Source organism: Streptacidiphilus sp. MAP5-3 (assembly GCF_041262505.1).
In the GTDB taxonomy this organism is placed as follows: domain Bacteria; phylum Actinomycetota; class Actinomycetes; order Streptomycetales; family Streptomycetaceae; genus Streptacidiphilus.
Genome location: NZ_JBGCCL010000033.1, coordinates 59,898 through 78,226, shown reverse-complemented (window position 1 = coordinate 78,226; position 18,329 = coordinate 59,898). Strand labels below are relative to the sequence as shown.

The 18,329-nt window shown below is 71.6% G+C and carries 15 protein-coding genes; 5 read left to right on the top strand and 10 right to left on the bottom strand.

From position 1 onward, the window contains the following. Positions 1-259 precede the first annotated feature (259 nt). Positions 260-880 carry a hypothetical protein gene (locus ABH928_RS31855; RefSeq protein ID WP_370072142.1) on the bottom strand — a complete coding sequence of 207 codons (621 nt, stop codon included), beginning with the start codon at positions 878-880 and terminating at the stop codon, positions 260-262. Between the two features lie 69 nt (positions 881-949). After that, positions 950-2,398, bottom strand: coding sequence for an adenosylhomocysteinase (gene ahcY, locus ABH928_RS31850; RefSeq protein ID WP_370072141.1), 1,449 nt, complete (start codon positions 2,396-2,398; stop codon positions 950-952). A 316-nt stretch (positions 2,399-2,714) separates the two neighbouring features. Here ahcY and ABH928_RS31845 point away from each other — a divergent pair, with 316 nt between their 5' ends. The 3 genes from ABH928_RS31845 (at position 2,715) to ABH928_RS31835 (ending at position 5,122) form a co-directional block, all read left to right on the top strand. After that, the gene (locus ABH928_RS31845; RefSeq protein WP_370072140.1) at positions 2,715-3,740 is read left to right on the top strand and encodes a heavy metal-binding domain-containing protein; all 1,026 of its coding nucleotides are present in this window, start codon (positions 2,715-2,717) and stop codon (positions 3,738-3,740) included. 97 nt (positions 3,741-3,837) lie between these two features. Continuing rightward, positions 3,838-4,668: a heavy metal-binding domain-containing protein gene (locus ABH928_RS31840; RefSeq protein ID WP_370072139.1), complete on the top strand. Its 831-nt coding sequence runs from the start codon at positions 3,838-3,840 to the stop codon at positions 4,666-4,668. Positions 4,669-4,729: 61 nt separating this feature from the next. Next, positions 4,730-5,122 (top strand): hypothetical protein, encoded by a 393-nt coding sequence (locus tag ABH928_RS31835; protein ID WP_370072138.1) that lies wholly within the window; start codon positions 4,730-4,732, stop codon positions 5,120-5,122. 67 nt (positions 5,123-5,189) lie between these two features. On the opposite strand, the gene manA is transcribed toward ABH928_RS31835, so the two are convergent. The 5 genes from manA to ABH928_RS31810 form a co-directional block, all read right to left on the bottom strand. Beyond that, complete coding sequence (gene manA, locus ABH928_RS31830; RefSeq protein WP_370072137.1) at positions 5,190-6,431, bottom strand: mannose-6-phosphate isomerase, class I; 1,242 nt, start codon at positions 6,429-6,431, stop codon at positions 5,190-5,192. Positions 6,432-6,436: 5 nt separating this feature from the next. After that, positions 6,437-7,744: an SIS domain-containing protein gene (locus ABH928_RS31825; protein WP_370072136.1), complete on the bottom strand. Its 1,308-nt coding sequence runs from the start codon at positions 7,742-7,744 to the stop codon at positions 6,437-6,439. Beyond that, entirely contained in the window at positions 7,741-7,917 is a 177-nt protein-coding gene (locus tag ABH928_RS31820; protein WP_370072135.1) for a Trm112 family protein, read from the bottom strand. The genes ABH928_RS31825 and ABH928_RS31820 overlap by 4 nt, the downstream gene beginning before the upstream one ends. A 179-nt stretch (positions 7,918-8,096) precedes the next feature. Next, on the bottom strand, positions 8,097-9,488 hold the full coding sequence (locus tag ABH928_RS31815; protein WP_370072134.1) for a phosphomannomutase/phosphoglucomutase: 1,392 nt from the start codon (positions 9,486-9,488) through the stop codon (positions 8,097-8,099). A gap of 200 nt (positions 9,489-9,688) precedes the next feature. Beyond that, on the bottom strand, positions 9,689-10,054 hold the full coding sequence (locus ABH928_RS31810) for a DUF3499 domain-containing protein (protein WP_370072132.1): 366 nt from the start codon (positions 10,052-10,054) through the stop codon (positions 9,689-9,691). A 288-nt stretch (positions 10,055-10,342) separates the two neighbouring features. On the opposite strand from ABH928_RS31810, the gene ABH928_RS31805 reads away from it, so the two are divergent. Continuing rightward, a complete protein-coding gene (locus ABH928_RS31805; protein WP_370072131.1) occupies positions 10,343-10,819 on the top strand; it encodes a metallopeptidase family protein in 477 nt (158 codons plus the stop codon). 194 nt (positions 10,820-11,013) lie between these two features. On the opposite strand, the gene ABH928_RS31800 is transcribed toward ABH928_RS31805, so the two are convergent. The 3 genes from ABH928_RS31800 to ABH928_RS31790 form a co-directional block, all read right to left on the bottom strand. Then, positions 11,014-12,609: a DUF5719 family protein gene (locus ABH928_RS31800; protein WP_370072130.1), complete on the bottom strand. Its 1,596-nt coding sequence runs from the start codon at positions 12,607-12,609 to the stop codon at positions 11,014-11,016. Between the two features lie 3 nt (positions 12,610-12,612). Next, complete coding sequence (locus ABH928_RS31795) at positions 12,613-16,647, bottom strand: glycosyltransferase (RefSeq protein ID WP_370072129.1); 4,035 nt, start codon at positions 16,645-16,647, stop codon at positions 12,613-12,615. A 309-nt stretch (positions 16,648-16,956) separates the two neighbouring features. Beyond that, on the bottom strand, positions 16,957-17,229 hold the full coding sequence (locus tag ABH928_RS31790) for a WhiB family transcriptional regulator (protein ID WP_196198295.1): 273 nt from the start codon (positions 17,227-17,229) through the stop codon (positions 16,957-16,959). 606 nt (positions 17,230-17,835) lie between these two features. Between ABH928_RS31790 and ABH928_RS31785 the strand changes: the two genes are divergently transcribed. Then, a complete protein-coding gene (locus ABH928_RS31785; RefSeq protein WP_370072144.1) occupies positions 17,836-18,315 on the top strand; it encodes a cysteine dioxygenase family protein in 480 nt (159 codons plus the stop codon). The last annotated feature ends 14 nt before the right edge of the window (positions 18,316-18,329 follow it).

Genomic DNA, 18,329 nt, shown 5'->3' with positions numbered 1-18,329 from the left:
AGCGTCCTCGCTGAAAATTTGCTCTCAAAAGTAACTGGCGTTGACTTTTGGCACGCTGTTGAGTTCTCAAGGAACGGACGCTTCCTTCAGCCCCGCTTCACCGGGCCCTCCGGGCGCTTCCTTCGTTTTCTACTCTATCAGAACTTTTCAGTCCCGATTTCGCAGTCCCCGTCAATCGAATTTCCGATTCTCTGAGGGAGGTTTGCCGCCCCGCTCAGCGGGGCAACTCGAAGAACGTTACGTGGCCGTACGGCCCGAGTCAAATCCATGCGCCCGGAGGAGTGTCCAGCTCCTCCAGTTCGACGCCGGGTGCTGACAGGACGACGTCGCCGGCCAGGTGGACCAGGCCTTCCTCCCCTGTCTCCAGGTCCGCGACGCGGAACCGACGCACCGTCAACGGGCCGCTGTCAGTGGTGTGTGTTTCGATGCCTTCGAGGGTCCAGCCCTGGTCCAGCGTGCGTGGGGCCAGCACGGGCTCGGTGAAGGAGACGACGCGGACGCGCGCGGAGGAGCCCTCCGGCAGCGCCAGCATCCGTGCCGTCGCGATGAGAAACGCCGGCGAGCGGCCGGTGAAGGCGTGGGCCTTCTCGTTGCCCTCGCTCGTGAACGAGAGATCCCGGTCGTCGGGGTGCGTGCGCACCCAGGTCAGCCCGGCGAGGGCGCCGCCGCGCACCTGCCAGCCGTGGCGGCGCAGTTCCAGCCGGACGGGGCGGGACCGGGAGTCGAGAGTCAGGTCGACGGAGCCGTCCAGCGTGCCGTCCGTCGCGAAGGTCTGCGCCGTGTAGCGCCAGCCGGAAGGTCCGGCGGCGCAGCTGAAGCGTTCGTCACCGAGGGAGGTGTCGTCGTGCGTGTCATGGAACGAGTAACGGCCGCTGGGCATGGGACGAGCCTATGCGCCAGCGGCCGCTGGATGATCCTCGCTGCTGCCTACCGGGAGGCAGCGCGCCCATCAGTAGCGGTAGTGGTCCGCCTTGTACGGGCCGTCGACCTTGACGCCGATGTAGTCGGCCTGCTCCTGGGTCAGCGTGGTGAGCTTGACGCCGAGCGCGTCCAGGTGGAGGCGGGCGACCTTCTCGTCCAGGTGCTTGGGCAGCGTGTAGACGCCGACCGGGTACTCCTCCGGCTTGGTGAACAGCTCGATCTGGGCCAGGGTCTGGTCCGCGAACGAGTTGGACATCACGAAGGACGGGTGGCCGGTCGCGTTGCCCAGGTTCAGCAGGCGGCCCTCGGACAGCACGATGAGCTTCTTGCCGTCCGCGAAGGTCCAGGTGTGGACCTGCGGCTTGACCTCGTCCTTGACGATGCCCGGGATCTTCGCCAGACCGGCCATGTCGATCTCGTTGTCGAAGTGGCCGATGTTGCCGACGATGGCCTGGTGCTTCATCTTGGCCATGTCCTTGGCCATGATGATGTCCTTGTTGCCGGTCGTGGTGACGAAGATGTCCGCGATCTCGACGACGTCGTCCAGCGTGGCGACCTGGTAGCCGTCCATCGCGGCCTGCAGCGCGCAGATCGGGTCGATCTCGGTGATGATGACCCGCGCGCCCTGGCCGCGCAGCGACTCCGCGCAGCCCTTGCCGACATCGCCGTAGCCGCAGACGACCGCGACCTTGCCGCCGATCAGCACGTCGGTGGCGCGGTTGATGCCGTCGATCAGCGAGTGGCGGCAGCCGTACTTGTTGTCGAACTTGGACTTGGTCACCGCGTCGTTGACGTTGATGGCCGGGAACAGCAGGTTGCCGTCACGGTGCATCTCGTAGAGGCGGTGGACACCGGTGGTGGTCTCCTCGGTTACGCCCTTGATCTCGGAGGCGACCTCGGTCCACTTCTTGGGGGTCTCCTTCAGGGTGCGGTTGAGCAGCTCCAGGATGATCCGGAACTCGTCGCTGTCCGCGGTGGAGGGGTCCGGCGCGGCGCCGGCCTTCTCGAACTCCACACCCTTGTGGACCAGCAGCGTCGCGTCGCCGCCGTCGTCCAGGATCATGTTCGGGCCGGAGTGGCCCGGCCAGGTCAGCGCCTGCTCGGTGCACCACCAGTACTCCTCCAGCGTCTCGCCCTTCCAGGCGAAGACGGGGATGCCCTGGGGGTCCTCCGGGGTGCCGTTCGGGCCGACCGCGATGGCGGCCGCCGCGTGGTCCTGGGTCGAGAAGATGTTGCAGGAGCACCAGCGCACGTCGGCGCCCAGCGCGGCCAGGGTCTCGATCAGGACGGCAGTCTGCACGGTCATGTGCAGGGAGCCGGTGATGCGGGCGCCGGCCAGCGGCTGCGCGGCGGCGTACTCCTTGCGGATCGCCATCAGGCCGGGCATCTCGTGCTCGGCCAGCTCGATCTCCTTGCGACCGAACGCGGCAAGCGAAAGGTCGGCAACCTTGAAGTCGCCGGCGTTGAGGGACGTCACGCTGTATCTCCATCACGTCGAGGTAGCGGGAGGCGGCGGTCCGGAACCCAGGTGCGTCCCGATGTGCGGGCACACCAACGCGGTCATGCCGACGGGGCCGCCGGGTCCGGGAACCCGAATGCGTGCCTCAACCGTATGACCGTTTGTTCCGGACCAGTGCGTCGGAGGCCCTCTCTCCCTCGGCGTGCCCGAGCCTGGAGCCCGGAACCTGCCGACCGCCATCAGCAGCGACGTCTGGTTCTTGAGACGAATCTACACCGTGCGTACATTCCGAGGGGCGCAAAGTGTTCGCGAGGCCGGACAGGAGTGGGACGGGATGACGGTTCCCTGGAACGGCGGCGGGCTACCACCTGCTGCCGCCGAGCGGATCGCCGGGGTGAGAGGCAGCGGGACGTGGACGTCCGCCCTCTCCACCGGCGAGTTCGCCTCGGTGAAGTCGGTCGGCTTCGAGCCGGTCGGGCAAGTGATGGGGTCGGCGGTGTTCCAGATCGCGCGCAGCGGTCGGTACTGGGGCTACCACGACTGTCTCTACAACGGCGCGGGATTCGGCTTCAGCTACGGCAACCGCGGCGACGCGCCCGTCGCCCTGTCGGGGCAGGGAGCCCCGTCGCGGCAGTTGGTCGGCGTCTTCGACCAGGCCCGCCGTACCGCGCTGGGCCGGATGACGGCCGAGTGCTCGGCGCTGGGCGGTGACGGGGTGGTGGCTGCGGAGCTCACTATGGCGCCGTTCCCCAATGCGCCCAACTGCCTGGAGTTCAAGGTGATCGGCACCGCCGTCCGGGCGCAGGGCAACGTCCGGCCGCGACACCCGTTCACCTGCCACCTGGACGGCCAGGGGTTCGCCAAGCTGGTGAGTGCAGGGTGGGTCCCGGCCGAACTGCTCGTCGGCATGTCGATCGGGGTCCGGCACGACGACTACCGCACGCAGTCGCAGCAGTTCTCGTGGCAGAACACGGAGATGACCGGTTGGAGCCGACTGATCCACGCGATCCGCGCCGACGCGCGTCAGCAGTTGCAGCTGCAGGCGTCCCGGAAGGGCGGTGACGGTGTGATCATGGCCGCCGGCGATCTGCGGGTCTGGCGGGAGTCCTGCATCCGTGCGGCCAACCGCAACAACTCCGAGCAGGAGGACCACGTGGCCGAGGCCACGATGATCGGCACCAGCATCGCCCGGTTCCGCACCGGCGACCAGAAGCCGCGCACCCTCTCGGTCATGCCGCTGGGCAAGCGTGGCGACCGGCTGCGTCAGCGGCTCGCCGCAGTAGCGTCGAGCCCGTACGCGGACCCGAACGAGTACCGGCGGCTGGCCGACGAGCTGAGCGAACTGGGGGATCAGGGATGATCCCCCACCCGCCCGGCGGCAGCTCCGTCTCTGACAGCAGCAGCGTTTCCGACAGCAGCCTTTCCAGTACTTCCAGCAACCCGTGGGGAGCCGTTCGATGAGCACGACCGATCCGACCGCGCAGGGCGTGCCCGCCGACGCGATGCGCCGTCTTGCCGAGCTTCAGCCCGGCAAGGCGGGCTCGATCTTCACCAGCGACCTCTCGGTCAACGAGTTCCTGCTGGTGCGCGAGGCCGGCTTCAAGCCGATCGGCCTGGTGCTCGGCAGCTCGATCTACCACGTGGGCATCCAGTTCGGCCGCTGGGGCAAGAACCAGGAGCTGGAGACGCTGAGCCAGGCCATGTACCACGCTCGCGAGCTGGCCATGACCCGCATGGAGGCCGAAGCCGCCGCGCTCGGTGCGGACGGCATCGTCGGCGTCCGGCTCTCCGTCGAGGCGCGGGAGTTCGGCAACGACATCGCCGAGTTCATCGCCATCGGCACGGCGGTCAAGGCGGATCACGCGCCCCCCGGCGGTGGCAGCTGGCGCAACAACAAGAACCAGCCCTTCACCTCGGACCTGTCCGGCCAGGACTTCTGGACGCTGATCCGGGCCGGCTACGCGCCGCTGGGCATGGTCATGGGCACCTGCGTCTACCACATCGCACACCAGCGGATGGGCGCGGTGTTCTCCAACATCGGCAAGAATGTGGAGATCGAGCAGTTCACCCAGGCTCTGTACGACGCGCGTGAATTGGCGATGGCGCGGATGCAGACCGAGGCCGAGGCGCTGCACGCCGAAGGCGTGGTCGGGGTTCAGCTGAACGCCCACAACCACCGCTGGGGCGGGCACACCACGGAGTTCTTCTCGATCGGCACAGCGGTCCGCCCGCTGCGTCCGGACCACGAGATCGAGCGGCCCACGATGGTGCTGAGCCTGGACGGCTGAGGCCTCCGGTGCGACGAGGCGACGCCCTGAGAGCCCGAGACAGCGAAGAGAGACGAGAGATATGAGCGAGATCGAGCTGCTGGCGGCGGCGCTGCGCCGGGACGCGGCGGATCTGGACATCTATGCCCAGGTACTGACGGGCTCCCTGGCGGACGCGCTGCCGCCCGGCTCGGTCGAGCTGAGCCACAAGCGGTCCATGTCGGACCGGATGTCCGGGCGCCCCGGAAAGGTGGAGAAGCTGGAGGTCTCCCTGGACGACCGCCGGCTCATCCTCACCCTGGCCCACGGCCGCCCCCAGGGCGAGGTGGCGACGATCGTCCGCGGCGTGGTGCTGTCGCGCAAGCAGGTCGCGCTGGACGAGTGGGTCCACGAGCTGGCGGAGGCGGTGGCCGCACGGGCCCAGTCGGACGCGCGGGCCCGGGCGGCGCTGGAGAAGTTGGTCCTGGGGCTGTAGGCCTGCTGCGGCGAGGGACGTTGCGCCCCTGAACGGTGCAACTCCCTCGCTTGCACAACCCCTGGTGTCAGAGCGTGACGGTGGCGCGGAAGAGCGTCGTGGCGGAGCCCGTCGCGGTGACCGGCGGGTTGTCGGCGGGGATGAAGCAGGACTGGCCCGGGGAGAGTGTCAGGCGCTGGCCCGCCTCGTCGGTCAGCGTGGCCTGGCCCGACGTGCAGAGCACGATCTGCGGGGTGCCCGTCGGCAGCGGCCACTCGCCCAGCTCGTAGCGGGAGAGGCGGAACTCGTCTATCGGGACCGGGTACAGCTGCTCGCCCGGGTTGTCGGGCACGCTCTGGGGCGGGACCACGCTCGGCTCGGTCGCCTCGAAGCGGACGACCGCGAGCAGTTCCGGCACGTCGATGTGCTTCGGCGTCAGACCCGCCCGCAGGACGTTGTCCGAGTTGGCCATCAGTTCCACGCCCAGGCCGCGGAAGTACGCGTGCGGCACGCCCGCGCCCAGGTAGATCGCCTCACCGGGGCGGAGTACCACGTGGTTGAGCAGCAGCGCCGAGAGCAGGCCCGGGTCGTTCGGGTAGTGGTCGGCCAGCGCGGCGTAGTCGGCCAGCGCCACGGCCTCGTCGGAGGCTTTGTCCGAGGCCTCGTCCGAGGCCTCGTCGGCGGACGCGGCCTCCGCTGCCAGGCGGCGAAGGGCGTTGCCCGTCTCGGCGACGAGCGCCGGGACGGTCGCCTGATCGAGCGTCAGCACCAGCGTGAGAGCCTCCCGCAGGGCCTCCGGCTCGGGCTTGGTACGCAGGACGTCGGCCACCGGCCGGAGGCCCGGGACGCCGAGGCGCTCCAGCAGCGCGGCCGTCCGCTCCGGGCGGCGGAAGCCGCAGACGCCGGTGAACTCGTCCAGCGCGCACAGCATTTCGGGCTTGTGGTTCGCGTCTCGGTAGTTGCGCTCGCGGGCATCCAGCGGGATCCCCCGCGCCTCCTCGACGACGAAGCCCGCCTTGGCCTGCGCCAGGTCCGGGTGGACCTGGACGGACAGGGGTTCACCGGCGGCGAGGACCTTGAACAGGAACGGCAGCGTCGGACCGAAACGGCGCACCGTCGCCGCGCCCAGTTCGCGCTCCGGGTCGGCCGCGATGACCTGGTCCAGGGTCTGCGGACCGTGGCCGCGGTCGACGCCGGAGGGAGCGCCGGGGTGGGCGCCCATCCACAGTTCCGCCTGCGGGTCCTCGGTGGGTTCCGTCCCCAACAGCGCCGGCAGCGCGGTGCGCGAGCCCCAGGCATACGGACGGATGGTGGTGGCGAGGCGGTCCATACGGGTCAGTTACCTTCGGTCTCTGCGGCCAGTCCCAGGTAGACGGCGGCGAAGTCGGTGAGGGCGATGAGTTCGGCCAGGGCCTCGATCGGATCGGTCCGGATCGACGTGAGTTCGCGAAGCCCGACCTGGTGATCGGCAGCCAGCCGGTGCGCCCGCGCCACGGTATGCCGGGCCGCCGGTGTGCCGCTGTCCGGGAGGTGATCGGCGAATGGATCCTCGGTGACGTCCCGACTCGCGTCGGCACCACCGTCCGGGCCGGGCGCGAGGTCGGCGCTGCCGTGGCCGGCCTGCGGAGTGTGCCGGAGCAGCAGCACCTCGATGCGCAGTGCGCCCTCGTCCTCGACGCGGTCGCGGAAGAAGTCGTCAGGACCGGCGCCCGCGCCCAAAGTGCCGGTGAACAGGCCACGTTGGGTGTTGAGCGCCTCCGGCAGGGTTCCGGTCAGCGCCGGGCGGGCGGCGTGGTCGGCCAGCATCGCCGCGAAGCGGCGTGCGGCTGCGGCGGCGCAGTCCCCGTCGCTCCACAGCACCGGCAGTGCGGTGGCGAGTCGTGCGGCCAGCGCCTTGGCGGGGTTGCTGTAGGTCTCGGCGGCGGGACGGCAGCGTACGGCGACCTCGTCGAGCCGGTCCGCTGCCGCCTGGAGCGCGTCGGACGCGATCGGAACCACGCCGATCCGCTGCGCGAGTGCGAGGAGCGGGGCCAGCAGACCCCAGAAGTCCGAGGGGTCCTCACGCGGGAGGTCCGCATCGGGGCCGTCGCCGTAACCGTCGAGAGCCGCCGCCAGGCCCGGCGTGTAGGGCAGGGGCATCCCGCGGGACTGCACGGCCGCCTCGGCCAGCCGGGACCCGGCAGGCGCGATCGCGACGATCGAGCAGCCGCGCTGGTACGCACGCTCGACCAGGGTGATCAGCCCCGGGCAGCTGCCGACCGACGCGGCGACGACCAGCAGGTCGGCCGGACCGACCCAGCCCGGCAGCGCCCAGTCCATAGCGAGGGTGAAGTCGTCGCTCCGGGTCACCGGGTGGATCAGCGCGGGGTCCGGCTCCGCCGGTCCGGGGCGCAGCACCAGCACCGGGCAGGCGCTGCCGCCCAGCCCGGCCAGCACGTCGCCCGCGAGGGCGGCGGCGCCGTGCCCGGCGACCAGGACGGCCCGCGGCCGCCCCTCCGGGCGCAGCCCGGCCAGACCCGCCTCCTCGGCGAGCCGCAGGCCGGTACGCACCCGTGCACCGGCCGACGCCAGCGCGAGCAGCGCGCCCCGCGTGTCCGCACGGACGAGCTCGTCGGCGTCGTCGAGCAGCCGCTCGTCGATCATGCGGGCCGTCGGGCCTCGTCCACGAGCAGCACCGGGATGCCGTCCCGCACGGGGTAGGCGAGACCGCAGGTGCTGCTGGTGCAGAGCAGTTCCGCCGCCTCGGCGTCCTCGCGCAGGGGTGCGTGGCACGCGGGGCAGGCGAAGATCTCGAGCAGGGCGGGTTCAATGCTCATGTCGCTGGCGCTCCGGGAGTCGATAAGGGTTCCTTCGGCAAGCAGGGTACTTGCCCTTGCTGGGGCCGCGGGCCCCGCCTGCCACAGGACATGCAAGCGGGGGAAGTTGCGGCTGCCTGAGGAGCGCGGGGCTCTGGGTGGTGCAACCACTTACGCCGTCAGGCGTCAGGCGTCAGGCGTCAGGCGCGGACGATGGCGAGGACCTCGTCGCGGAGCTTGGACATGGTGGCCTCGTCGCGGGCCTCGACGTTGAGGCGCAGCAGCGGCTCGGTGTTGGAGGCGCGGAGGTTGAACCACCAGTCGGCGCCGGAGACGGTCAGGCCGTCCAGCTCGTCGAAGGTCGCGCCTGCGGCGTCCGCGTACGCGGCCTTGACCGCGGCGACGCGCTCGGACTGGTCGGCGACGGTGCTGTTGATCTCGCCGGAGCTGACGTACCGGTTGTACGCAGCGGTCAGCTGCGACAGCGGCTGGTCCTGCTCGCCCAGCGCGGCCAGCACGTGCAGCGCGGCCAGCATGCCGGTGTCGGCGCGCCAGAAGTCGCGGAAGTAGTAGTGCGCGGAGTGCTCGCCGCCGAAGATCGCGCCGGAGTTGGCCATCTCCTGCTTGATGAACGAGTGGCCCACGCGGGTGCGGACGGCACGGCCGCCGTTCTCGGCGACGATCTCCGGGACGGCCCAGGAGGTGATCAGGTTGTGGATGATCATCGGCTCGGTCTCGCCCGCGGCCTTGGCCTTGGCCAGCTCGCGGACGGCGACCAGCGCGGTGATCGCGCTCGGGCTGACCGGGTCACCGTTCTCGTCGACGACGAAGCAGCGGTCGGCGTCGCCGTCGAAGGCGAGGCCGAGGTCGGCGCCGACCTCGCGGACCTTGGCCTGGAGGTCGACCAGGTTCTTCGGGTCCAGCGGGTTGGCCTCGTGGTTCGGGAAGGTGCCGTCCAGCTCGAAGTACATCGGGACGATGTCCAGCGGCAGGCCGCCGAGGACGGTCGGGACGGTGTGGCCGCCCATGCCGTTGCCCGCGTCGACCACGACCTTGAGCGGGCGGATCGAGGTCAGGTCGACCAGGCCGCGCAGGTGGTCCGCGTAGGCCTGCAGCTCGTCCTGCTGGGTGACGGCGCCGACGGTGACGGACGCGTCGGCGGCCGGGACGGTGACCTTGTCATCCGCGCCGATCCACGACTGCACCAGCTCGCGGATCTCGACCAGGCCGGTGTCCTCGCCGACCGGGGCCGCACTCTTGCGGCACATCTTGATGCCGTTGTACTGGGCCGGGTTGTGGCTGGCGGTGAACATCGCGCCGGGCAGATCGAGCTTGCCGCTGGCGAAGTAGAGCTGGTCGGTGGAGCAGAGACCGATCTCGACGACGTCCGCACCGCGGGAGGCCGCGCCCTCGGCGAAGGCGCGGGCCAGGGCCGGCGAGGAGGGGCGCATGTCGTGACCGACGACGATCGCGTCGGCACCGACGACCTGGACGAAGGCGGCCCCGAAGGCGCGGGACAGCTCCGCGTCCCACTGGTCCGGCACGACACCTCGGACGTCGTACGCCTTCACGATCTGCTTGAGGTCACGCACTGCGGTTCTCCGCCATTCTGTGGGTGGTCTGTGTGCCTGGGGCGCGTCTCCGTGCCCCTGGCCACGGCCCGTGTCCGTGGGCTAGGCACGATACCGGGTACGGGTGAGCAAAGGGTTAGCACCACGTGACCGGACGTACCGACACCTGTGCACCAGACGTCGCGGGCACCGTCCGGGCACCCGCCGACCACGTCCCGGGCTTATTCCTCCGGCGTGCGCAGCACCCGAAGGTGGCCTCTGCGGCCGACCTCGGTGGGATCCGCCTCGGAACCGCCGTCCTGGCGGCGCGCGGGCGGGCGGGCGACCTCGCGGACCGCGTTGGCCAGCGCCTCCAGGTCGTCCCCGGACGGGCGGATCGGGCCGGAGTCGATGGTGAGCCGCACGACCTCCCAGCCGCGCGGGGCGGTCAGCCGCTCGGAGTGCTGGGCGCACAGGTCGTAGCAGTGCGGCTCGGCGTAGGTCGCGAGAGGGCCGAGGACGGCGGTGGAGTCCGCGTAGACGTACGTCAAAGTCGCCACTGCGGGACGGCCGCAGGCGGTACGCGAACAACGACGGACAGGGCTCACGACGTTGGACGGTACCGCACTCCTGACCGGGCCGCGAAGACTCTGCCCTGGATCAGCTCCCGTGTCGTCCCGGAGGGGTCCGTTCCGCCCCCTTTACAAGGGCTCACCAGGGCCGGTACGCCCTCTCGACGACCGCCGCCCGCGACGTCCGGGCGGCTTGGAACGGCGGCCCTGGTGGCGTCCCGACCGCGCTCCGGTCGCGCCCGAGTGGTGTCCGGGTGACGTCCGGGCGCACCGCCTGCGCCGCGCACGCATCACTGTCGGTGGCAGTGGATACGCTTGGTGGTGATGGAGAGACCACCCGTATCGACCTCGACCCCGCCCGCTGCCGTGTCACCGCGACGTCGCCGTGACCGTCACGGCCGGGGCATGCGCGGGCCGCTCGCGCCTCGGCAGGTGCCGATCGCGCTGAGCCGCTCGGAGCTGTTCGACGACTACGTACGCGAATCCGTGGAGCGGCTGGAGCGGCGCTGGCCGCAACTTGAGGAGGTCGAGTTCGCGGTCCAGGACGTCCCGGCGCCGCTGCCGGGCGAGCCTGAACCGGTGATCGACGACGTGCGGGCGGACGAGGTGCCGCTGGGGCGGCTGATTGCGGCGGTCAGTGGTACGCCGGCGCGGATCGTGGTGTACCGGCGTCCGGTGGAGATCCGGGCCAAGGGCCGCGACGAGCGGGCGGCGCTGGTGCACGACGTGATGGTGGAGCAGGTGGCCGAGCTGCTCGGGGTGGAGCCGGAGGCGGTCGATCCGCGCTACGGCGAGGAGTGACGGGCGAGCGCCCGCATTGACGAGGGCCTCCGGAGGGACGACGCGTCCGCATTGAGCACGCGTCCACATTGACGACGGCGCCCCAGTGGCGGCGGCGCCCCGTGGACGACTGTGCCCCGTGGACGACTGTGCCCCCGCGCGGTGGGACCGCGCAGGGGCACGAGACACGAGGGACCAGACCGGTCCGGGAATCCCTACTGCACCAGGATCGCCGCGTTGCGGATGACGGTCGGGACGAGCACGGTGCTGCGGTCGTCCGGGATCTGCTGGATCGTCAGCCCGTCCCTGTTGTTGATCTCACGCGCCGCATAGATCGGGCCGCCCGAGGTCGGGGTGACCGTCACGCCGAAGGCGGAACTGCCGCCCGGGGCCTGGAGCGGGACCGAGACGGTCGAGCCCGCCGGGATGTGGACGCTCTTGGTGGCCGGGGAGCCGCTGCTCCCGAGCGAGGTGACGGTGACGTCGGCGGCCCCGTTCGGCGCCGTCAGCAGCAGCGTGTTGCCGGAGGAGTTGCCGGCGACGGTGCCGCGCTGGGTGATCGGCGCGACACCTGCCAGGTAGGCGGTGTCGTTCGAGTTGCCCGTGCTGATCCCGGCCACGAAGGGGACGGCGCCGGCCTTCGGGTCGGTCGGCGTGAGCTCCAGCATGCCGCCCTGACCACGCGTCAGGTCACCGAGCGAGAAGCTGCTGAGCGTGCCGGCCTTGATGTGGACGGTCTCATGCCCGGCCGGGGTGATCAGGCCGCTCTGCGAGGCGAGCTGGAGCTTGAGGTCGGCGTCCTGGCCGCCCGGGACGTAGACGTCGAGGTTGTACTGGTGGAGGTCTCCGGGCAGCCCGGGGAGGTAGGCGCTGCTGCCCTGGGTGGTCGCGGGGACCCAGTCGGATCCGGAGTTGGTGTCCATGTGCAGGGCCGCCGCGATCTGGCCGCTGCGGACCATCACGTGGACCGCGAGGTCCTGGCCGCCGTTGCCGGGCTGCACCAGCGTGGACAGCAGCAGCGAGGTGCTGCCGTCGGCCGGGATGGCGATGTTCGACGCCGCGGTGGAGGTCACCTCGCCGTTGGGGCCGAAGACCTGGATGTCGGCGTCCGCCGCGTCCGCCTGCGGGTTGGAGAGCTCGACGTAGCCGGAGCTGCCGTTGTTCGAGTCGGCGCCGACGAACCAGAAGTCGGTGCCGGGGGTGGTGCACGAGGTGCCGGAAAGCGTCGGGCCGGACTCGGTCGTGGTCTGCTGCACCGTGAAGCCGGGGGCCAGCGCGCCGGTCCCGGTACCGAGCATCGCGGGCGCGTTCTGCCCGGACGGCGCCTTGGCCGTCGTGCCGCCACCGGTCTGCGTCTGCTGCGCGATCGGCGGGTTGGACGACGCGGCCGACGGCGAGGCCGAGGCGTTCGGCGCGGCGGAGGCAGAGCCGGAGGCCGAGGACGACGGCGAAGAGGACGAGGACGCGGACGCGCTCGGCGAGCTCGAACCCGCCCCGGAGCCCGGCGCGCTCAGCGGGGCCAGCGCCGCGGCCGCGGACGAGCCCGACCCGCCCGAGCCACCGGAACCCGAGGCGGAGCCCGAACCCGAACCGCCGGAGGGCGCGCCGGGCACCGCCAGGCTGTAGAGGCTGCTGCCCGACTGGCCCTGCAGCGGCGGCGGGCAGACCACGGTGGCCTGCGAGACGGCGGTGGCGACGCTGCTGCCGCTGGCGGCGGCCTCGCCCTGGGGCGGGTGGATCTCGGCGATGCCCAGGGTCAGGGCGAGCACCCCGAGCGCGCCCAGCAGGGACTGGGTGGTCCGGTTGATCATCTGTCAGTTCCCCTGGTCCTGGCCGTGGCCGTGCTGTCCGCTGGAGCCGCTCGGTCCACCGGTTCCCCCGTCGCCGTTCAGCCACGGGTCGTCGGGCTGCAGCGAGCCGAACCGGCCCTGCCCGGCGCCCGAGACGTCCCAACCGTAGGACTGGTCCGGAACCCCCTGACCCTCGGGTCCGCCGGGCACGCCCTGCGGGTAGTAGCCCTGCTGGTCGAAAGCCTGCTGGTCGAAGCCCTGCTCCGGGGCGTAGCCCGGCGCGCCGTAGCCCGCCTGCTCGTAGCCCGCCTGCTGCTCGTAACCGGCCTGCTGCTCGTAACCGGCCTGCTGCTCGTAACCGGTCTGCTGCTCGTAGCCGTAGCCCTGGTGGGGCTGGGCGGACGGATCGGCGTAGTACAGCTGCTGCCCCTGGTAGCCGCTCTCATAGGACGGGTCCTGGTAGTAGCCGCCGCCCTGCTGCGGGTAGCCCTGCTCGTAGCCGTCGGGCTGCGCGCCGGTTGCCGAGCCGACGCCTGCGAAGACATCCGGCTGGGCGGCCGGCTCCTCGGCGTCCGGGGTGCCGGGGATACCCGAGTCCTCCTGGCCTTCGGCGGCTGCCGCCAGGCGGCGGGCCCGGCGGGAGCCGGGGACGACCGGCTGGTCCACCGACGCACCGCCGCTCTGCATGGCCGCGGACGCACCGGCGCCGACGCCGGAGGGCGCGAGCGGGTCGTCGCCCTCCTCGGGGCCGTCGTCGTCGATGGTGCGGCGGCGACCCGGAAGGGCGAGCACGACGAGCGCCAGGGCGAGCGCACACTGCGCGACGACCCAGCCGAGGTGGATCGGGCTCTCGCTGTAGCTGACGGACAGCTGCCCCCCGGAGGCCGGCAGGGCGAAGCCCTGGGCCCAGCCGTCGACGGTCTGCGGGGTGAGCGCCTGCCCGTCGAGGGTCGCGTGCCAGCCGGAGTCGGCGCTGTCGGCGAGCCGCAGGACGCGGCCCTGCGGCCCTGCCGGGACGGTGGCGTCCACATCGACGGGATCCGCCGAAACCGTGACATCCGGGCTGCCCTGACTGCGGATCACCACCCGCGAGGTGGTGGCCTGGACGCGCCACAGGCTCGCCTGCTGCTGCTGGTTGACCCGGGCCAGGCCCGGCGTGGCGTCCAGGGTGGTGTTCAGCGCACCGGGGACCGGGGCGAGCACCTCGACGTACTGGACCGCGAAGTCGGCCAGCCCGGTGGCCTGGTTGCCGCCGGAGCCCGCGACCAGGCCGCCGACCAGCTGGTCCAGGGCGGTCGTGGCCGCCGAGGTCCCGGCCGCGTCCGCGACCTCGGTACTGCCGACGGTCGGGCCCGCGCCGCGCACCAGTGCGTAAGAGGCGACCTGGCCCTGGTCGCCCATCCGGATCACCAGGGTGCGGCTCTGGTCGGAGCTCTGGGCCTCCTGCACGATGAACGCGGGGACGAGCCCGCCGCTGCCGCGCTGCAGCGGTCCGTCGGCGCCCCGCAGCACCCACCAGCCGGCGGCGGCCACGGGCGCGAGAGCCGCGGCGGCCAGCACCAGGGCGGCGACCGGCTGTCGCCAGCCGAAGTTGATCGCGGCGACGCGCTCGCGGGCGTGGTCGGCGCCGATGGCGGCGGCGGCCAGCAGCGCGATGCCGGTGATCAGCGTGGTCGGACCGGCCCAGGCCGGGACCGCCGTCTGCCCGGGGCCGGGCACGACCGAGACCGTTCCGGCGACGGCGGTGCCGAGCATGCCGACGGCCGCCGCACCCCAGACCGCGACGACCGCGCGACGGCGGTCGGCACGCAGCAGCGCGGCCAGCGCGGCGAGCAGGACACCGACGATCAACAGCCCGGGGACCGTGCCACTGCCGCCCGGGTCGAGCGTCAGCAGGTCGACCGGCGTGGCCGGAGCGCCCACCAGGCCGGGGATGCCCGCCTCCAGCAGGAACCGGCTCGGGTGCAGGAAGAGGGAGAGCGACCACGGCGCCAGGACCAGCAGCGGCGTGCCGACGATGGCGACCACGCGCGGGCCGAGGCGGCGGAGGGCGTCGACACCCTGGCCGAAGGCGCCGCCGCGCAGGAACGCGGCCAGCAGCGCGCCGCCCGCCAGCAGCAGACCGAGCAGCCAGGCCAGCGGCACGAACGCGGTGCAGAGGGTCAGCGTCAACGCGGCGACCCAGGCGCTGCGCCAGCCGGGCCGACCGCCGCGCGCCGCCGTCTCCCGGCGGATGCCGAGGCCGACGGCGATCGCCGCGGCGCGGGCCAGCGGCGGCAGCAGCACGGCGAGCACGGCGGTGCCGATCCGGCCCTGCGCGATGGCGCCGGTCGCGGCCGGCAGCACCGCGTACCCGGCGCTGGCCCAGGCCCGGACCAGCCGGGAGTCGATCAGCGGGCGGGAGACCAGGTAGGCGGAGACACCCGCGAGCGGCACCGAGAGCAGCAGGATCATGGTCATGGCCAGACCAGGGCTGCCGAAGGTCAGGCTGGAGAGCGCGGCCAGCACGCCCAGGTAGGGCGGCGCGCTGCCGGCCGTGCCGACGCCGTCGGCCTGCCAGCTGGACGCGAACTGCTGCCACAGGTCGGTCGCGCCGCCCGGGGTCGGCAGCAGTGCGCCGCCGTAGAGGGCGCCGCTGCCGAGCAGGTTGCGGCAGGCGATCAGAGACAGCACCAGCAGCCCGGCGAAGAGCACCGGCGCGGGCTTGCGAGCGATCCGCTTGACCGTCGCGAACTGCTCGATCTCGAGGATGTCGCTGTCGTCGTCGATCGGGCCGGACTCGACCGCGCCGTGGCGGCTGGAGTAGGCCTCGTTGGCCCGGTTGCCGCCGAACTCGGCGATCAGGTTCTCCACGGCGGCGCGCGAGGTGGCGCCCAGGGCCGGGAAGAGGGTGCCGTCGTCCAGCGCGTCCGCGGCCCGGGTGCGCCGCCTGCGGGCGCGCCCGGTGAGCAGCGAGCCGAAGCGCAGCATCACATGGCTGAGCCCGGCGATCTCGTCGACGGCGAGGCCGGGGGTCTTGCCCAGGGTGTAGCCGAGGGCGCGGATCAGCGTGCTGAGGGTTATCCGCAGCAGCAGATACGGCATCAGCACCGCGCTGGAGTTGGCGAGCAACGTGTAGACCGCGCCCGCCTTGTCGATGCGGTGCGGACGGTCGGGCTTGGCGCAGTCGATCGGACGGCGCTCGCGGCTGGCCGCCTCCGCGTGGCGGAGTATGGCGTCGGGCGCGACGACGGTGCGGTGCCCGGCGGCGGCGACGCGCCAGCACAGGTCCACGTCGTCGCGCATCAGCGGCAGTTGCTTGTCGAAGCCGCCGATCTGCTCGAAGACGTCACGGCGGATCAGCATGCCCGCGGTGGAGACGGCGAGGACCGGACGGACCTGGTCACGCTGGCCCTGGTCCTGCTCGCGCCGGTCCAGGCCGGTCCAACGGCGGCCGGAGCGGGCAATGGAGACGCCGACCTCCAGCAGTTGGCGCCGGTCGTACCAGGAGCGCAGCTTGGGGCCGATGACGGCCGCGGTCGGCGTGGTGTCCGCGACCTGGAGCAGCTTGCGCAGCGCGTCCGGGTGCGGTTCGCAGTCGTCGTGGAGCAGCCAGATCCACTCGACCAGCTCGGTACGGCCGCTGCCGCGCATCTGCTCGTCGGCCAGCTCGTCGTGGTGGCCGAGCGGGTCGCCGAACTGGTCGTGACCGACCTCGTCCGGGTCGAGCGGGTCGAAGCCGTTTGTGATCGAGTACGGCAGGTTCTCCGCGTAGATCGGCGAGAGGCCGCGCACGGTCTCGTTGACGGCGGTGCCGAAGCCGGTGCGGCGGCCGTACTGAAGCACGGCGTCGGAGCCGAGGGCCTCGGCGAGCAGGCGCGGTGTGGCGTCGGTGGAGCCGGTGTCGGCGGCGACGATCCGCTGCACCGGCCGGTCCTGCTCCAACAGACCACGCAGCACCCGCGGCAGCCAGCGTGCGCCGTCATGGGCGACGAGCACGGCGGTGACCAGGTGGCGCGGGTAGGCCGGGGCACGCCCGGCACCCGGTTGCCCAACGGCCTGGTGGGAATAGGCAGACATCGCTTGTGCGGACCCCGGTTCGCTTCGCTTCGCTGATGGCACGACGCGGGCGCGCGTCAGGCGCTCCGCTGGCGGACCACACTAACGGGTTGCTGTGGGGTGCGGTGAGGGCTGTCGGGCACGAGCACCCCGACCACTCCCCCCGGCCCGCGACTCAGCCGCGACCCACCTGCGGTTCAGCTGCGATGTCATCCCCCGATGGTGCTGTACGGGTACAGCGCTCCCCGCCCGGTCCCTGCGCACACACCGTCACTCTTCGAGCGGACGTGCGATATGCGGAGGAATCGGGCACCGCTTGCTGAAGGCGGGTCAGACCACGGCCTTCTTCAGGCGGCGGCGCTCACGCTCGGAGAGACCGCCCCAGATGCCGAACCGCTCGTCGTTGGCGAGCGCGTACTCCAGGCACTCGTTCCGGACCTCGCACGCCAGGCAGACCTTCTTGGCCTCGCGCGTGGAGCCGCCCTTCTCCGGGAAGAAGGATTCCGGATCCGTCTGGGCACACAGCGCGCGCTCCTGCCAGCCGAGCTCCTCCTCGCCCACTTGCTCGTCGCCGACGACCAACAGATCAAAGAGCTCGCTCATTCGCGCGCCTCCTACCCCTCGTGCTTCGTGCATCCCCGTGATGCGTCCGCCGCCTGATGTGACGCTTGGACACGGGTGAAATTACATGTGCGTTCTTTCGCCGCAGTCAAGCTGTGGTCTGGTATTGGGCCAAGGATTCACTCCCCGGAACCAAGCGATCACCATAAGTGTGCAAATCCGGACAAACCGGAATGGCAGGCACTGGACCACACAAGGCCTGGTGGGAAGTGTCGAGGGCGGCGTTCCCGCCCTCGTGTCACTCCAAACCCAAGGGAACCCCAATCCGTCGATCGGGTGATTCAGCCCCATCCGCCCCAGGATGAACGACACGACACGCCCCGGCAGGTGAGTTGACAAGGCGGTCTTGACAAGGTCTGCTTGCACCATGTCTTTGCACCGCGCCGCGTCGAGCCGTCTCCACGGCTCGCTTCGTCGTGCCGCGAGTGCGCTGTGTTGTCGCTGTAGCTAGGGCCCCGTCTCTTTCCCCAGCCGCTACAGCTTTCGAAGGACACCACAGCCGTGACGTCTTCCGTCTCTTCTTCCACGCTTTCCCCACATTCCTCCCTCGAGGACTCCGTCGAGATCCGGTCCGCGTTCCCGGACGGTCTGAGCGACGTGAGCATCGCCGGGGACCCGCTCGCCTGGCCGCATCTCGCGCCCGCGCCGCTGGCCCACCCGACCACCGTCGGCGGCTTCGCCGCGCTCGCCCGCAGGGTCGCCGCCGACCGCGAGCACTGGGAGCCGCTGGTCCGCTACGACGCGCTGACGCGCTGGTACGCACGGCTTTCGACCGGGCCCGGCCACGAGGTGTGGCTGCTGAGCTGGCTCCCCGGCCAGGGCAGCGGCGCGCACGACCACGGCGGCTCCTCCGCGGTGATGACGGTGCTTCAGGGCGAGCTGACCGAGCGCTCCCCGCGCACTCCGGGCGGACCGGCCGACGCCACCGCGCGGACCCTGGCCGCCGGTTCGCAGCGTGTGATCGCGCCCGGCTACGTGCACCATGTGGTGAACGACACCCTGGAGCCGGCCGTCAGCCTGCACGTGTACTTCCCGGGCCTCACCGAGATGAACCCGTACCGGGGCTGAGACGCGGGACCGGT

Excerpts from the sequence above, each read along its gene's own strand:
- ABH928_RS31855 (WP_370072142.1), bottom strand. The coding sequence starts at position 880 with ATGCCCAGCGGCCGTTACTCGTTCCATGACACGCACGACGACACCTCC.
- ABH928_RS31845 (WP_370072140.1), top strand. The coding sequence starts at position 2,715 with ATGACGGTTCCCTGGAACGGCGGCGGGCTACCACCTGCTGCCGCCGAG.
- ABH928_RS31840 (WP_370072139.1), top strand. The coding sequence starts at position 3,838 with ATGAGCACGACCGATCCGACCGCGCAGGGCGTGCCCGCCGACGCGATG.
- ABH928_RS31835 (WP_370072138.1), top strand. The coding sequence starts at position 4,730 with ATGAGCGAGATCGAGCTGCTGGCGGCGGCGCTGCGCCGGGACGCGGCG.
- manA (WP_370072137.1), bottom strand. The coding sequence starts at position 6,431 with ATGGACCGCCTCGCCACCACCATCCGTCCGTATGCCTGGGGCTCGCGC.
- ABH928_RS31825 (WP_370072136.1), bottom strand. The coding sequence starts at position 7,744 with ATGATCGACGAGCGGCTGCTCGACGACGCCGACGAGCTCGTCCGTGCG.
- ABH928_RS31820 (WP_370072135.1), bottom strand. The coding sequence starts at position 7,917 with ATGAGCATTGAACCCGCCCTGCTCGAGATCTTCGCCTGCCCCGCGTGC.
- ABH928_RS31805 (WP_370072131.1), top strand. The coding sequence starts at position 10,343 with ATGGAGAGACCACCCGTATCGACCTCGACCCCGCCCGCTGCCGTGTCA.
- ABH928_RS31800 (WP_370072130.1), bottom strand. The coding sequence starts at position 12,609 with ATGATCAACCGGACCACCCAGTCCCTGCTGGGCGCGCTCGGGGTGCTC.
- ABH928_RS31795 (WP_370072129.1), bottom strand. The coding sequence starts at position 16,647 with ATGTCTGCCTATTCCCACCAGGCCGTTGGGCAACCGGGTGCCGGGCGT.
- ABH928_RS31790 (WP_196198295.1), bottom strand. The coding sequence starts at position 17,229 with ATGAGCGAGCTCTTTGATCTGTTGGTCGTCGGCGACGAGCAAGTGGGC.